This window comes from Streptomyces chilikensis (assembly GCF_001642695.1).
GTDB lineage: Bacteria > Actinomycetota > Actinomycetes > Streptomycetales > Streptomycetaceae > Streptomyces > Streptomyces chilikensis.
The window spans coordinates 21,512-34,816 of the sequence record NZ_LWCC02000122.1; the positions used below are offsets into that span (position 1 = coordinate 21,512).

Genomic DNA, 13,305 nt, shown 5'->3' on the forward strand with positions numbered 1-13,305 from the left:
ACTCCCGTCCCGCCCAGCGGTACCGCTGGGCGGCACTACCCGGACATCTCCCGAAGGAGAGCTGAATGGCAGACAGCCGGTCACCGGATCAGGTGCCGCCGGTCGTGGTGCACCTGCGCCCACTGGCCAGTCCCCTTCCCATGGGCTTCCTGGGACTGGCCGGCGGCACGTTCGTCGTCGCCGCGTCGCAGCTGGAGTGGCTGCCGCCGGCCCAGGGCAAGGCCGTGGCGATCGTCCTGCTGGCCTTCGTCCTCCCCTTGCAGTCCGCGGCCTCCGTACTCGGTTTCCTGTGCCGGGACGACGTCGCGGCGACCGGCATGGCCGTGCTGTCCGGAACCTGGCTGTCCCTGGGCCTCATCATGCTCAGCTCTCCGCCCGGGAGCACGAGCAAGGCCGCGGGGCTGTTGCTGCTGCTCGCCGCCCTGGCGCTGTGGGCTCCGATCGCCGCCGCCGGCACGGCGAAGCTCGTCGCCTCCCTCGTCCTCGTCGTGGCCTCGCTGCGATTCGCGGCCACCGGCGTCCATGAGCTGTCCGCGGCGGAGGCATGGAAGCACGTCGCGGGCGTCATCGGACTGGTCCTCACCGCTGTCGCCCTCTACGCCGCTTTCGCCCTGGTCCTCGAGGACCAGCGTCAGCGCACCGTGCTGCCGACGTGGCGGCGCGGAAAGGGCGCCGAGGCGCTGACGGGGGACCGGCAGTCCCGGACAGGGCAGGTGACCGGTGAGGCGGGGGTCCGCCGCCAACTGTGACCGGCCGCGGTGGCCTCGACGAGGGCGAGGGCGGCGGCTTCACGGGCGGGGAAGGCGTCCAGCGCCCGGGAGCCTGGTGGGACGCGGTGCGGGGGGACGGCGAAGTGGTCCGCGACGGTCCGGCGACGGGTCCGGCGTGGACCACCTGGGCCGACGGTGCCGGACGGCGTCACTCGTCCTCCCCGGCGCCGTCGTGCGGTCCGGCGCCGGGCCGGTCGCCGCGGTGCCGGCCGCCGGGCAGCACCTCCTGCACCTTGGCCTTGATGCCCTGCCTCAGCACGGAGCCGCGGTCGCTGTCCCCCTTGAGGACCGCGGTGGCCGCGGCCTCGATCTGGTCCAGCGAGGCGTGCGGCGGGATCGGCGGGACGGCCGGGTCGGTGCGGAAATCGATGACGAAGGGCCGGTCGGCGGCGAGGGCCTCGTCCCAGGCCGCCTCGACGTGCTCGGGCTTCTCCACCCGGACGCCGCCGAGACCGAAGGACCGCGCGATGTCGGCGTAGGGCAGGTCCGGGAGGTGCTGGGACTCCTCGAACTGCGGGGCGCCGGTCATGGCCCGCATCTCCCAGGTGACCTGGTTGAGGTCGCGGTTGTTGAGCACGGCCACGACCAGCCGCGGGTCGGACCACTCCCGGTGGTACTTCGCGGCGGTCACCATCTCCATCATGCCGTTCATCTGCATCGCGCCGTCGCCGACCAGCGCGATGGCCGGCCGGCCGGGGTGCGCGAACTTCGCCCCGATGGCGTACGGCACGCCAGGCCCCATGGTGGCCAGGGTGCCGGACAGGGAGCCGCGCATGTCCGCGCGCAGCCGCAGGTGCCGGGCGTACCAGTTGGCGGCCGAGCCGGAGTCGGCGGTGACGATGGCGTCGTGGGGCAACCTGCCGTCCAGGGCGTGGACGACGTACTCCGGGTTGACGGGATCGGCGTCCACGGCTGCGCGGCGCTGCATGACCTCCCACCAGCGGGCGACGTTGTCCTCGACCCGCTCCCGCCAGGTCCGGTCCTCCTTGCGGCGCAGCCGCGGCAGCAGCCGCCGGAGCGTCTCGCGGGCGTCGCCGACGAGGTTGACCTCGTTCGGGTAGCGCAGGCCGATCATGTGCGGGTCGATGTCGATCTGCACCGCCCGAGCCTGGTCCAGCTCCGGCAGGAACTGCGTGTACGGGAAGCTGGAACCGATCATCAGCAGGGTGTCGCAGTCCCGCATCAGCTCGTAGGAGGGGCGGGTGCCGAGCAGCCCGACGGAGCCGGTCACGTAGGGCAGGTCGTCGGGCAGGACGTCCTTGCCGAGCAGGGCCTTGGCCACCCCGGCGCCGAGCACGTCCGCGAGGCTTTCTACCTCCGCGCGCGCTCCGCGGGCGCCCTGCCCGATCAGGACGGCGACCTTCTCGCCGGCGTTCAGCACCTCGGCGGCCCGCCGCAGGTCCTCGTCGCACGGGACCGGTGCGTACCGGCCCGTCCCCAGGCTGGACGGCACCATCTTGAAGGCGTGGGTGGGCGGGCTGTAGTCCAGCTCCTGCACGTCGGCGGGGAGGATGACCGCGGTGACGGTCCGCCTGGCGTACGCCGTGCGGACGGCCCGGTCGATCAGGTTCGGCAGCTGCTCGGGCACCGTCGCCGTCTGGCAGAAGTCCGAGGCGACGTCCTTGAACAGGCTCGCCAGGTCCACCTCCTGCTGGTAGGAGCCGCCCATGGCGCTGCGGTCGGTCTGTCCGACCAGTGCCACGACCGGGACGTGGTCGAGCTTGGCGTCGTACAGCCCGTTCAGCAGGTGGATCGCGCCCGGACCGGAGGTGGCCGCGCACACCCCGACCCTGCCGGAGAACTTGGCGTACCCGACAGCCTGGAAGGCGGCCATCTCCTCGTGCCGGGCCTGCACGAACTTCGGTTCGTTGTCCGCGCGCCCCCAGGCCGCCAGCAGGCCGTTGATGCCGTCGCCGGCGTAGGCGAAGACGTGCTCGACGCCCCAGTCGCGCAGCCGCCGCAGGACGTGGTCGGACACCTTCGTACTGGCCATGCGCGCTCCGTTCCCGGTGGTGAGGGGCCGTCCCTCCGGCGTCCCGGACCGTGCACGGCAACGCGGGGGTACGGCCCCTCATGGGTAACCGTGCCGGTGCACGGGAAACGTTCCCCCGGCCCAGGCGTCGGCCCGGAACGCATGGACGCCATGCTGTCCGAGACCGACGACGACGGCCGCCCCGTACGCGGCGGGCCGTACGGGGCGGGTCGTACGGGGCGGGCCCGTCACATGCCGGGTTTCACCTCGTACCGCGGGCCCTGGTCGGGCCGGTCCGAACCGCCGCCCAGCTGCGACACCAGGCCCTGCCGTCGGGACAGGTCGTGCAGCAGGCCACGGGTCTCGTCCTGGGGGAGGTGCGCCCTGCGGGCGATGTCGTCCAGGTGGGCGGCCTCGCCGCCGTGCGTCTCCTGGGCCTCGGTGACCGCGCGGAACACCCGCTCGTGGCGGTCGGTGTACTCGGACCGGTCGCGTCCGGCGAACGTCCTCTCCTGTCCCCGGTCCGAGGGGGCGGAGCCGCCCCGGCCGCCGGAGCGGGACCCCTGCTTGCCCCGGTGCACGCCGGCCATCCGCTCCTCGTGCGAGATGGAGTTCCGGCCGGTGGTGTGCGCGCGCTGCTTGGAGGCACCGGTGGTCACCGAGTGCTCGCTGGGCGCGTCACCGGCCCGGTGCGCCTCGCGGGCCGCCTCCCGCTTCTGGGCCTCGTCGCCCTCCATGTGCTTGCGTACCACGGCACCGCTCCTTCCTCCGCCGACCGTGGCCGGTCAGCGGTCCAGTTCTTCCTGGATGGGTGTCTTCGGGACCTCCCGAAGGTGCTGGGACTGACCCGGCCTGCCGCCCGCCCGGGCCTGCTGGGCGCGCTGGGACGCGTTGACGCCCAGGTCGGAGGCGGGGTCGGTGCGGACCGACCGGGCCACGTCGTCCCGGTTGGTGTACTCCTCCGGCGGAATGCCGCGGAGCGCCGCCACGACGCCCTCCGAAGCCCCGGACGTGCGGGCCGCGTCGATCAGCTGGTTCTTGTCGGCGGGGAAGTCGACGTCCTTGATGGCGTCCACCACTTCCCGCGCGCTCGTCGCGTGGGCCATCACTGCCTCCTGCCGAGATCGTGTGTCGCTCCCCGGGTAACCACGCGCGCCCCGGTACTCACACCCGCCCCGCACATCCGTCGGCCCCCGGCCGAATCGGCCGCCCCGTACCGGACACCCGGACCCCGTACACGGACCGGAACGAGCAGGACGGACCGGAACGAGCAGGAAGGGAGACGAAGCCCCATGGACCACGCGACCTTCATCGGACAGGTACAGGCGAGGGCGCGCCTGGACAGCCGGGGTGCCGCCGAGGGCGCCACCCGCGCCACGCTGGAGACGCTCGCCGAACGCGTTCCCGCGACGGTGGCGAACGACGTCGCCGGCCAGCTGCCCCGGGAGATCGGCGAGCACCTGCGTCGGGTCGCGGCCGCCCCGGACCAGCCGGCCACCGGCGTACGGCTGAGGTACCCGGAGTTCCTCGACCGGGTCGCCCGGCGCGCCCATGAGGATCCGGCCAGGGCCGCGGACGAGGCGCGCTGCGTGATGGAAGTCGTCGGCGAGGCGACCCAGGGCGGGGTGATGGAGAAGATCCGTCACTCCGTGGACAGGGAACTGGGCGACTTCCTCCTCTCCGGCAGCACCGGCAGGAGGGCCTGACCCGGCGGCCCCGCCTCCGGCGGCACCGGCCGGGGCCGCCGGAGGACCTCCAAGGCGGCGACCCGGTGTCACGAAGGCCCTCCCCGCCGGATGCCGCGGACCCGCCGACGACCTGCGACCGCTGTGCCGGGCCGGTCGGGTCCGGCGAGGCGCGCGACCCGTTCGCCACCGGGCGCGGCCCTCACCCCCGTACGGCGCCGCGAGCCGTGCGCGGCTCCCGCCACGCCCGGCCGGCCCGGCCCCTCAGGCCCTCTCCGCGTGCTCCCGCAGGCGGGCGGAGACCAGGGATTCGAGCGCGTCGGCAGCCAGCTCGGCGTACCGGGTGAAGTCGGTGTCGTCGCCGGCGGCCGCGGCCACCCGGAAGCCGTCGGTCAGGGCCCGCCCCATGACGGCGATGTCGTGCGCCAGCTCCGCCGCGACGTCCTCCGTCACCCCCGCGTACGAGGCGCGCAGCCGGGACGCGATGAACTCGAACATCTCCTCGCGGATGGCGAGGTACCGCTGCCGGGCGAGGTTGTCCTCCAACCGCCGTTCGAACGCGAAGACGAGGCCGATGCTCCAGAACGCGGCGGCCGGGTCGGCGAGGCTTCCGGACGCCGCCGCCGAATCGGCGATGCTCCGCCGCAGCAGCTCGCGCATGTCCGCGGCGGACGCGTGGGTCCGCCGCCAGACCTCGAAGCAGTGGTCGAGCAGCGCGACGAAGAGCTGCTCCTTGTTCTGGAAGTGCCAGTACACGGATCCGATCGGCAGGCCGGACGCGCGTGCGACATCGGCCATGGTCGTCCCCTCGTACCCGGCCTCGACCGCACGCGAGAGCACGGCCTCGAGTATCGCCTGCTTCGACACCTCGGACCCCTGATGGGTCTTCCGCCTCGTGGCCATCGGCCCCCCTCACCGTTCTTCGGACTGCAGTTCTACCAAATTCGCGCCAACCCTTGACACCGCCGATGGACGCTGGTCATCGTAATGCCGATTCTAGAACGTTGCTTCTAGGTTTCGTCTACGGAACGCGACCCGGTGCGCGGTCCACCTCATTCCGGCGGGCCACTGCGATGGCGCGGGTCCGCTCTGTCCCGAGACAGGGAGACCTCCATGAGGATCACCGACCACATCCCTCAAGAGAAGATGAGCGGTCTGCAGATCCGCGCCGTCGTCATCGCGATCGCCCTGGTCGTGCTCGACGGCTACGACGTCTCGCTCACGTCGTTCGCCGCCCCGTACATCGAGGAGGGCTTCGGGGTCTCCAAGGCCGAGCTCGGACTCGTGATGTCCGGCGCCCTGATCGGCATGCTCGTGGGCTCGATCGTCGTCGCGCCGCTCGCCGACCGCATCGGCAGGCGCAGGATGGGCGTCATCTCCACCGTGACGATCGCGGTGGGCATGTTCATCGGCCCCTTCGCGACGCCGGAGACGGGGACGTGGCCCCTCGTCGTGAGCCGCATCGTCACCGGTGTCGGCGTCGGCTCCCTGGTGGCCGTGGTGGGCGTCATCCTCGCCGAGTACACGGGCAAGCGCGTGTACGCGCTGGTGATGGCCGTCTACGCCGCCGCGATCAACATCGGCGGGCTGCTCGGCTCCATGATCGTGGGCCCGATGCTCGACGCGCGCGGCTGGCAGTTCGGCTGGTGGATCGGGTTCGCCCTGAGCGCGGTCGCCGCGGTCGCCACGTACGCCCTCCTCCCCGAGTCGCTCGCCTGGCTCTCCGAGGGCCGTCGCCCGGACTCCCTGCAGCGGCTCAACGCGCTCCTGGCGAAGATGCGCCGCCCCGCGCTCGAAGCGCTCCCGGAGTCCGACTCGACGGGCGTCAGGGCGAAGGGCTCGCTGCGCACCGTCTTCACCGGCCGGACCGGCTTCTACACGCTGCTGATGATCGTCGGATACGTCGCGTACATGCTCAGCTTCTACTTCATGACGAACTGGGCGCCGAGCGCCGTCGCGTCGGCCAACCAGAACCCGGCGCTCGCCCCGCAGCTCGTCTCCGCCTTCAGCATCGGCGGCATCCTCGGCAACGTGCTCTTCGGGTTCCTCGGCAACAAGCTCGGCGTCCGCCTCCTCGCCCCGGTCTTCCTGATCCTGGCCACCGCTGCCCTGGCGCTGTTCGGCATCGCCGGCCCGGGGATGCCGACCGCCTGGTGGACCCTGTTCCTCGCCTCGTTCTTCGTCTGCTCGGGCACCGCCGCCTTCTACGCGATCGTCCCGACCCTGTACCCGACGCTGGCCCGTTCGACCGGCTTCGGTGTCGTCATCGGCGTCGGCCGCTTCGGCGGCATCGTGGCGCCGGTCGCCGGCGGCGCGGCCTTCGACGCGGGCATGGAGATGGGGACCGCCTTCACCGTCTTCGCGTTGCCCATGCTCGTCGCCGGCCTCTGCGTCCTGATCCTGCACCTGAGCCAGCGCCGCTCCGACGCGCCGAGTGCTCAGCCCGTGCTCACCGGTACGTCCGCGTAGCGGCCGTCCACCACCTTCGAGAAAGGAACCACGCGATGCCGCTGGCCGTCGCAGCGCTCTCCCACGCGCCGTCCTTCGGCAACGTCGACCCGGGCGGGGAGACGTTCGCCGAGATCAACACCGCCATCGACGAGGTCAGGGGGTTCGTCGCCGAGTACGCCCCCGACCTGGTCGTGGTGTTCGGGCCCGATCACTTCAACGGCCAGCTCTACTCGCTGATCACACCGTGGGTGATCGGTGCGGTCGCCGAGGGCATCGGTGACTACGGCACCACCGCGGGGCCGCTCCCCGTCGACGGCGACGCCGCCCGGGCCTTCCACGCCGCAGTGCTGGCCGAAGGCGTCGACATCGGCCGCAGCGAGCGGATGAAGGTCGACCACGGCGTGGTCCAGCCGCTCGACTTCGTGTTCGGGAAGGGCTTCACGCAGCCGATCGTGCCGGTGTTCGTGAACGCGATCGGCCTGCCGCTCCCGCCCATGCGGCGGGTGCGCCTGATGGGTGAGGCGTTCGGCCGGGCCGCCCGGGCGATGGACGCGAGGGTGCTGTTCCTCGCCTCGGGCGGCATCTCCCACAACCCGCCGATCCCGCGCTGGGACGGCGCCCCCGGCACCGTGCGCGAGCGCCTGGTCTCGTACGCGCCCTCGGCCGGGGAGCGGCAGGAGCGTGAGCAGCTGATCGTCAAGGGCATCCAGGCGATCGCCGACGGCACGGCGCCGAGCGACCCCCTGAACGAGGAGTGGGACACGCTCGTGCTCGACGTGTTCCGCTCCGGCGACCTCGCCCCGGTCGACGACTGGGAGAACGGCTGGTTCATGGCGGAGGGCGGATCGGCCGCGCACGAGATGCGCAGCTGGATCGCCGCCTACGCGGCGCTGTCCACCGCGGGCCCCTACCGCTTCGCGGTCGACCGCTACTGGGCGGTCGAGAAGTGGGGCGCCGGCTTCGCGATCCAGGCGGCGGTGACCGCATGAGCCGGTCCGCGGGGACGCACTTCGCGACCCTCTGGGAGGAGATCGCGGACCTGGGGCACACGCTGCGGTACGTGGACGCGGGCGGCTACCGCACCCGGGTCCTCGACCTCGCCGGAACGGCCCCCGACGCGCAGACGGTCGTGCTCGCCAGCGGCACCAGCGGCCACATCGAGGCGTGGACGCAGAACGTCCGCGCGTTCGTGGAGGCCGGTTTCCGGGTGGTCGGCTACGACTACCCGGGCCACGGGTACACATCGCCGGCCGGCCATCCGCTGGAGATCCGCGACTACGAGGAGCACCTGCTCGCGCTGCTCGACGCACTGGAGCTCGAGCGCGTGCACCTCGCGGGCGAGTCGCTCGGCGGCTGGCTCGCGCTGAAGTTCGCACCGAAGCACCCCGACCGTCTGCACACGGTGATCCTGTCCGCGCCGGGCGGGCGGGTGGTGGGGGAGCCGCAGCTGGACAGGACGCAGTCGGTGAGCGTCCGGGCGGCGAGCGAGCCGACGTTCGAGAACGTGAAGAAGCGCTTGCAGGTCGTGATCCACGACCCGCGGAACATCACCGACGAGCTCGTCCGCGTCCGCCAGGCGATCTACGCCCGTGACGGGTTCAGCATGGCGAACGTGTCCGCCCTGCGGGAACCGGAGCGGCGCTGGCGCAACCGCGTGACGGACGACGACTTCGCGGCGGTCCCGGTACCGGCGCTGATGGTGTGGACCGACAACGAGCCGACCGGTGACGAGGCCGAGGGTGAACGCCTGTGCCGGCTGATCCCGGACGGCGAGTACCTGCTGATCCGCGGCGCCGCGCACTGGCCGCAGTGGGAGGGCGCCGCCGAGTTCAACGCCGCGGCGGTCGCCTTCCTGAAGAAGCACGCCGGGCGGAGGAACCATGCCTGACGCGAGAACCCTGCCCGACGAAAGGACCGGAGTGGGCGTCGCCCCGGAGACCATCACCCAGATCGCGCGCGAGTTGTTCGAGGCGAAGCGCGGCGTGTACACGGTGCCGTACGTGAGCCCCCGGCTCCCCGAGCGGGACCTCGACGCGGCCTACGCGATCTCCGCCGAGTTCGCCGCCCTCCGCGAGCGCGAGCTGGGGGTGAAGCGGGTGGGCCGCAAGGTCGGGCTGACCAACGCCCTCGTGCAGCAGCGCGTGGGCATCGACGAACCCGACTACGGCGTCATCCACGACGACATGGTGCACCCCTCGGGAACGCACCTCCCGATGTCCGCGTACAACCGGCTGCTCATCGAGGCCGAGGTCGCGTTCGTCCTGAAGAGCGACATCCTGGACCCCTCCCGCGAGAGCGTCGAGGCCGCGATCGACCACGTGACCCCCGCGTTCGAGGTCGTCGACTTCCGCTACGGCGGTTCGGTCGGGCAGATCGTCGACACCATCGCGGACAACGCCGGCTGCAGCGGCGTCGTCCTCGGCGAGGAGCGCCACGCGTACGGCGAGGTGGACCTGACGAAGGCGGAGATGGTCATCACGGGCGGCGGTACCGAGATCACCCGCGGCGTCGGCAGCAACGTGCTGGGCGACCCGGTCAACGCGGTCGTCTGGCTGGCCGGGACCGCGATCCGCACGGGCGAACCGCTGCGTGCCGGCGAGGTGCTGCTGTCCGGGTCCATCGGCTACATCGAGCCGTGGCCCGCCGACGTCGAGTGCGTCGCCACCATCACCGGACTGGGTCGCGTCGTCGCGACCGCGGATGCGAAAGGCCGAACATGAGTGACCACCGTCCCGTCGACGCGATCACCCGCGTCGAGATCGAGCAGCTCATCGCGGAGATGCTCTACCGCCTGGACCACAACCAGGCGGACACCACCTGGGAGCTGTACACCGAGGACGGCGTCTCGGTCGGCCCGATGGGCGACATGGACCGCGAGGCCATGAAGGCCTGGGGCGCCGCGCGGGCCCGGCGGACGGACGTCGTCGGCCGCCACTTCATCGGCGGGATCCGCCTGGTGCGGGACGGCGAGGAGGTCGAGGGAACGGTGCAGTACCTCACCTTCCGCGACACGAACGAGCCGCAGACGCAGCCCGCGTCGGTCGGCGAGTTCCGCGAGCGCTACCGCAGGGTCGACGGCCGGTGGCTGTTCGCCCGCCGGGAGATCGTGCCCGTCTTCGGCGGCCGGGCGGCCGCGGCCCACGCCGCGCGCCTGGCCGGGCGAGAAGGGCCGGCACAGTGAAGCGGGCGGCTCTCGGTGACGGGAACCCCGTCCTCTTCCACCAGACGGTCCCCGCGTTCTCGATCCCGGAGTGGGCGGCCGCCGCCGGTTACGACGGCGTGATCCTCGACCTCCAGCACGGCGAACTGGGGCTGGAGGCGGCCTGCGGGATCCTGCGCTCGATCCCGCGGGAGAACGCGTACGCGTACGCGCGGGTGGGCTCACCGGATCCCGCCCCGATCCTGCGGCTCCTCGACAGCGGGGCCCGCGGGATCGTCGCACCCACCGTCGAGTCCCGGTCCCAGGCCGAGGCCCTGGTCGCCGCGGCCAAGTACCCGCCCACCGGCAGCCGCAGCCTGGGACCCTCGCGGCCCGCGCTGTACCCGGGCGACTCGTACACCGAGGCGGGCGACCGGGCGGTGTCCGCCATCGCCCAGATCGAGACGAGGACCGGAGTCGACCGCGCCGAGGAGATCGTCTCGACCCCCGGCCTGGACTCGGTCTACATCGGGCCCGCAGACCTGGCCGTCTCCTACGGCCTGCCCGGGCGCGGCGACTGGGACGACGGCCCCGTGCGCGAGGCGATCGCGTACCTCCGGGAGGTGACGAGCGCGCACGGCGTCACCCTCGGCATCTACTGCGGCCGGCCGGAGTACGCGGCCGGCCTGTTCGCCGCCGGCCTCGTCGACTACACGGGCCTCGGCATCGATCTCGTCCTGCTGAACCGCGCGTTCGGCGACACCATCGCCGGGCTGGACTCGGCACGATCCGCACGGAGCACCTCATGAACAAGGCCTGCGACGTCCTCGTCGTCGGGGCGGGTCCCGTCGGCCTGACCCTGGCCAACCTGCTCGGCCGGCAGGGCGTCGACGTCCTCGTCGTCGAACGGGAGCACGAACTCATCGACTACCCGCGGGCCGTGGGCATCGACGACGAGGCGCTCCGCGCGATGCAGACCGCCGGCCTGGTCGACGAGGTGCTCCCGCACACCATCCCCGACCAGAAGATCTACATGATCAACGGCGACGGGACGATCCTCTCCGAAGTGAACCCGACGACGCGCGAGTTCGGCTGGCCGCGCCGCAACGGCTTCGTGCAGCCGCTGGTCGACCGGGTGCTGCTCGCCGGCCTCGACCGCTTCCCCAACGCCGCCGTACGCTTCGGCGCCGAGGTCGTGGACCTGGCCGAGGACGCCGACGCGGTGGTCGCCACCCTCGCGGACGGTGACACGGTGCGCGCGCGGTACGCCGTCGCCGCCGAGGGCGGGGCGTCCCCCACCCGCAAGCGCCTGGGCATCTCCTTCGAGGGCGAGACCCGGCCGACCGACGGCATCGTGATCGACGTCGCCAACGACCCGATCGGTACGCCCCACGCCGTCTTCGGCGGGGACCCGGCCCGCAGCTACGCCTCCATCGCGTTGCCGCACGGCATCCGGCGCTGGGAGTTCACGCTCTTCGAGCACGAGGGCGAGGCCGACGTCGAGGACGACGCGTTCGTCTTCGGCCTGTTGGCGCCGCACGTGCCGGACCCGTCCGCACTGGACATCATCCGCCGCCGCGTCTACCGGCACCACGCCCGCGTCGCGGGGCGCTTCCGCCACGGACGGATCTTCCTCGCCGGTGACGCCGCCCATGTCATGCCGGTCGTCGGCGGGCAGGGCTGGAACTCGGGGATCCGCGACGCCTTCAACCTCGGCTGGAAGCTGGCCGCCGTCGTCAAGGGCCTCTCGACCGACGGTCTGCTGGACACCTACGAGACCGAACGGCTGGGCCACGTCACGCAGATGGTCGCCGTCTCCCTCCGGATGGCGAAGGAGATGACCGACCACGATCCGCAGAAGGCCGCCGAACGCGACCGGATCGCCGCCTCCCGCACCCCCGAGGAACGGGAGGCCCAGAAGCGGCAGGCGTTCAAGCCCCAGCCGAAGTTCGACCGGGGCGTGGTGGTGCACACTCCGCTGCCGGTGTCCAAGTCGCTGCCCGTCCGCGACGTGCCCCGGCTGGCGGGGTCCATCTTCCCCCAGCCGGCGGCCACCGACGCCGACGGCGCCGAGATGCTGCTCGACGACGCGACCGGCCAGGGCTGGCGGATCCTCACCTGGAACAACGACCCGGCGGCGTTCCTGTCGGCGCCTCGGCGCGCCGCGCTGGACCGGTTGGGCGCCCGCCTCGTGCAGGTGGTGCCGAGGGCGCAGCTGCCGTGGGCGCGCAAGCAGGCCACGCCCGGCGTCACCGTCGTCGGCGACCTCGGCGGCGAGGCGGGCCTGCAGGCATGGTTCGACGCGCGGCCGGTGGGCGCGGTCGTCGTCCGCCCGGACCACGTGATCGCCGCCGAGTGCCTGGCCCAGGAGCTCGACGACGTCGTGGCCCGGGTCCTGGAGGCCGCCTGCGCCGTGTGAGGGAGTACGGAGCGCCGGCCCTCGCGGGACGGCGCTCCGTCATGTCCGGGACCGAAGCGATGGCGGGTGCCGGGACCGCTTCGGCACCGTCCTCGCCGGTGGCCGGGTTCTAGAATGGGCGTTTGGCGGTGCGGGGCACGGACGGCAGGCGGCGACAGGGTGACGGCATGAAGCAGGGCACACGGCGGAGCGGCGGCACGAAGGGCGTCCGGCAGGCGCGTTCGGACCGGAGCCGGGAACAGATCCTGCGGGCGGCGCTGGACCTGGCGCTGGAACACGGTTACCAGGGCACGACCATGGCGGCCGTCAGCACGCGGTCCGGTCTGCCCGTCGGCTCGGTCTACTGGCACTTCAAGGGCAAGGAGCAGCTCTTCGTCGCCCTGCTCGAGCACTGCTACGAGGTGTGGCTGGAGATCCACTCCGGGCCCGAGGGGGTGCGCCGCAAACTCTCGCGCGGCATCACCGGCCTGTCCGGTGCCGACCCGGAGCACCACACGAAGGAGGAGGCCCTGCTCAAGGCCGCGGCTGTCTGGGCGTTGAGCAGGCGGCTCGGCGGTCTGGACGAGGACAGCGAGGTCCGTGCGGCGTACCTGCGGATGCGGGCGGAGATGTTCAAGGTGGACGTCGAGCGGATCACCGAGTCCGTCCCCGCCGACGTCACCGAGCGTTTCCCCGACATGCCCACCAAACTCACGGTGCTGAGCCTGGCGTTCACCGACGGCTTCTACGTCCACGCGAACTCCGAGGTGCACCTGGACCTGGACTTCGGGGAGTACGCCGATCTGGCCGCGCGGGCGCTGGAGGGGCTGGTGGACGACTTCGCCCGCCGGGCGGCCGAGGAGCGGTAGCGCTCCCGCACCGCCCGGCGG

At 72.5% G+C, this 13,305-nt stretch carries 14 protein-coding genes; 10 read left to right on the forward strand and 4 right to left on the reverse strand.

Annotation, left to right across the window (positions count from 1 at the left end):
* Positions 1–65: 65 nt before the first annotated feature.
* Positions 66–749: a GPR1/FUN34/YaaH family transporter gene (locus tag A2U95_RS26010; RefSeq protein WP_166027391.1), complete on the forward strand. Its 684-nt coding sequence runs from the start codon at positions 66–68 to the stop codon at positions 747–749.
* Positions 750–918: 169 nt separating this feature from the next.
* On the opposite strand, the gene A2U95_RS26015 is transcribed toward A2U95_RS26010, so the two are convergent.
* The 3 genes from A2U95_RS26015 to A2U95_RS26025 all read right to left on the reverse strand — a co-directional run bounded on the left by A2U95_RS26015 (position 919) and on the right by A2U95_RS26025 (position 3,848).
* A complete protein-coding gene (locus A2U95_RS26015) occupies positions 919–2,763 on the reverse strand; it encodes a thiamine pyrophosphate-requiring protein (RefSeq protein ID WP_166027393.1) in 1,845 nt (614 codons plus the stop codon).
* A 227-nt stretch (positions 2,764–2,990) separates the two neighbouring features.
* Positions 2,991–3,494 carry a hypothetical protein gene (locus A2U95_RS26020; protein WP_166027395.1) on the reverse strand — a complete coding sequence of 168 codons (504 nt, stop codon included), beginning with the start codon at positions 3,492–3,494 and terminating at the stop codon, positions 2,991–2,993.
* Between the two features lie 33 nt (positions 3,495–3,527).
* Entirely contained in the window at positions 3,528–3,848 is a 321-nt protein-coding gene (locus A2U95_RS26025) for a DUF2795 domain-containing protein (RefSeq protein ID WP_166027397.1), read from the reverse strand.
* 186 nt (positions 3,849–4,034) lie between these two features.
* Here A2U95_RS26025 and A2U95_RS26030 point away from each other — a divergent pair, with 186 nt between their 5' ends.
* Positions 4,035–4,448 (forward strand): DUF2267 domain-containing protein, encoded by a 414-nt coding sequence (locus A2U95_RS26030; RefSeq protein WP_166027399.1) that lies wholly within the window; start codon positions 4,035–4,037, stop codon positions 4,446–4,448.
* A gap of 243 nt (positions 4,449–4,691) precedes the next feature.
* Here the strand turns inward: A2U95_RS26030 and A2U95_RS26035 are convergent, their stop codons facing one another.
* Entirely contained in the window at positions 4,692–5,330 is a 639-nt protein-coding gene (locus tag A2U95_RS26035) for a TetR family transcriptional regulator (protein WP_166027401.1), read from the reverse strand.
* A gap of 210 nt (positions 5,331–5,540) precedes the next feature.
* Between A2U95_RS26035 and A2U95_RS26040 the strand changes: the two genes are divergently transcribed.
* From A2U95_RS26040 to A2U95_RS26075, 8 genes are all read left to right on the forward strand, one after another.
* A complete protein-coding gene (locus tag A2U95_RS26040) occupies positions 5,541–6,896 on the forward strand; it encodes an MFS transporter (RefSeq protein ID WP_166027403.1) in 1,356 nt (451 codons plus the stop codon).
* Positions 6,897–6,931: 35 nt separating this feature from the next.
* Positions 6,932–7,867 (forward strand): 3-carboxyethylcatechol 2,3-dioxygenase, encoded by a 936-nt coding sequence (locus tag A2U95_RS26045; protein WP_166027405.1) that lies wholly within the window; start codon positions 6,932–6,934, stop codon positions 7,865–7,867.
* Entirely contained in the window at positions 7,864–8,766 is a 903-nt protein-coding gene (locus A2U95_RS26050) for an alpha/beta fold hydrolase (RefSeq protein WP_166027407.1), read from the forward strand. The genes A2U95_RS26045 and A2U95_RS26050 overlap by 4 nt, the downstream gene beginning before the upstream one ends.
* Positions 8,759–9,598: a 2-keto-4-pentenoate hydratase gene (locus A2U95_RS26055; protein ID WP_240958128.1), complete on the forward strand. Its 840-nt coding sequence runs from the start codon at positions 8,759–8,761 to the stop codon at positions 9,596–9,598. Before A2U95_RS26050 ends, A2U95_RS26055 begins: the two co-directional genes overlap by 8 nt.
* Positions 9,595–10,059, forward strand: coding sequence for a nuclear transport factor 2 family protein (locus A2U95_RS26060; protein ID WP_166027409.1), 465 nt, complete (start codon positions 9,595–9,597; stop codon positions 10,057–10,059). Before A2U95_RS26055 ends, A2U95_RS26060 begins: the two co-directional genes overlap by 4 nt.
* Positions 10,056–10,826 (forward strand): HpcH/HpaI aldolase family protein, encoded by a 771-nt coding sequence (locus A2U95_RS26065; protein ID WP_166027411.1) that lies wholly within the window; start codon positions 10,056–10,058, stop codon positions 10,824–10,826. Before A2U95_RS26060 ends, A2U95_RS26065 begins: the two co-directional genes overlap by 4 nt.
* Entirely contained in the window at positions 10,823–12,436 is a 1,614-nt protein-coding gene (mhpA, locus tag A2U95_RS26070) for a bifunctional 3-(3-hydroxy-phenyl)propionate/3-hydroxycinnamic acid hydroxylase MhpA (protein WP_166027413.1), read from the forward strand. The genes A2U95_RS26065 and mhpA overlap by 4 nt, the downstream gene beginning before the upstream one ends.
* Positions 12,437–12,603: 167 nt before the next feature.
* Entirely contained in the window at positions 12,604–13,284 is a 681-nt protein-coding gene (locus A2U95_RS26075; protein ID WP_166027415.1) for a TetR/AcrR family transcriptional regulator, read from the forward strand.
* Positions 13,285–13,305 lie beyond the last annotated feature (21 nt).

What these genes read in the sequence shown, in the direction of transcription:
- A2U95_RS26025 (WP_166027397.1), bottom strand. Translation starts at nt 3,848, where the DNA reads ATGGCCCACGCGACGAGCGCGCGGGAAGTGGTGGACGCCATCAAGGAC.
- A2U95_RS26050 (WP_166027407.1), top strand. Translation starts at nt 7,864, where the DNA reads ATGAGCCGGTCCGCGGGGACGCACTTCGCGACCCTCTGGGAGGAGATC.
- mhpA (WP_166027413.1), top strand. Translation starts at nt 10,823, where the DNA reads ATGAACAAGGCCTGCGACGTCCTCGTCGTCGGGGCGGGTCCCGTCGGC.
- A2U95_RS26010 (WP_166027391.1), top strand. Translation starts at nt 66, where the DNA reads ATGGCAGACAGCCGGTCACCGGATCAGGTGCCGCCGGTCGTGGTGCAC.
- A2U95_RS26015 (WP_166027393.1), bottom strand. Translation starts at nt 2,763, where the DNA reads ATGGCCAGTACGAAGGTGTCCGACCACGTCCTGCGGCGGCTGCGCGAC.
- A2U95_RS26060 (WP_166027409.1), top strand. Translation starts at nt 9,595, where the DNA reads ATGAGTGACCACCGTCCCGTCGACGCGATCACCCGCGTCGAGATCGAG.
- A2U95_RS26075 (WP_166027415.1), top strand. Translation starts at nt 12,604, where the DNA reads ATGAAGCAGGGCACACGGCGGAGCGGCGGCACGAAGGGCGTCCGGCAG.
- A2U95_RS26040 (WP_166027403.1), top strand. Translation starts at nt 5,541, where the DNA reads ATGAGGATCACCGACCACATCCCTCAAGAGAAGATGAGCGGTCTGCAG.
- A2U95_RS26030 (WP_166027399.1), top strand. Translation starts at nt 4,035, where the DNA reads ATGGACCACGCGACCTTCATCGGACAGGTACAGGCGAGGGCGCGCCTG.
- A2U95_RS26055 (WP_240958128.1), top strand. Translation starts at nt 8,759, where the DNA reads ATGCCTGACGCGAGAACCCTGCCCGACGAAAGGACCGGAGTGGGCGTC.
- A2U95_RS26035 (WP_166027401.1), bottom strand. Translation starts at nt 5,330, where the DNA reads ATGGCCACGAGGCGGAAGACCCATCAGGGGTCCGAGGTGTCGAAGCAG.
- A2U95_RS26045 (WP_166027405.1), top strand. Translation starts at nt 6,932, where the DNA reads ATGCCGCTGGCCGTCGCAGCGCTCTCCCACGCGCCGTCCTTCGGCAAC.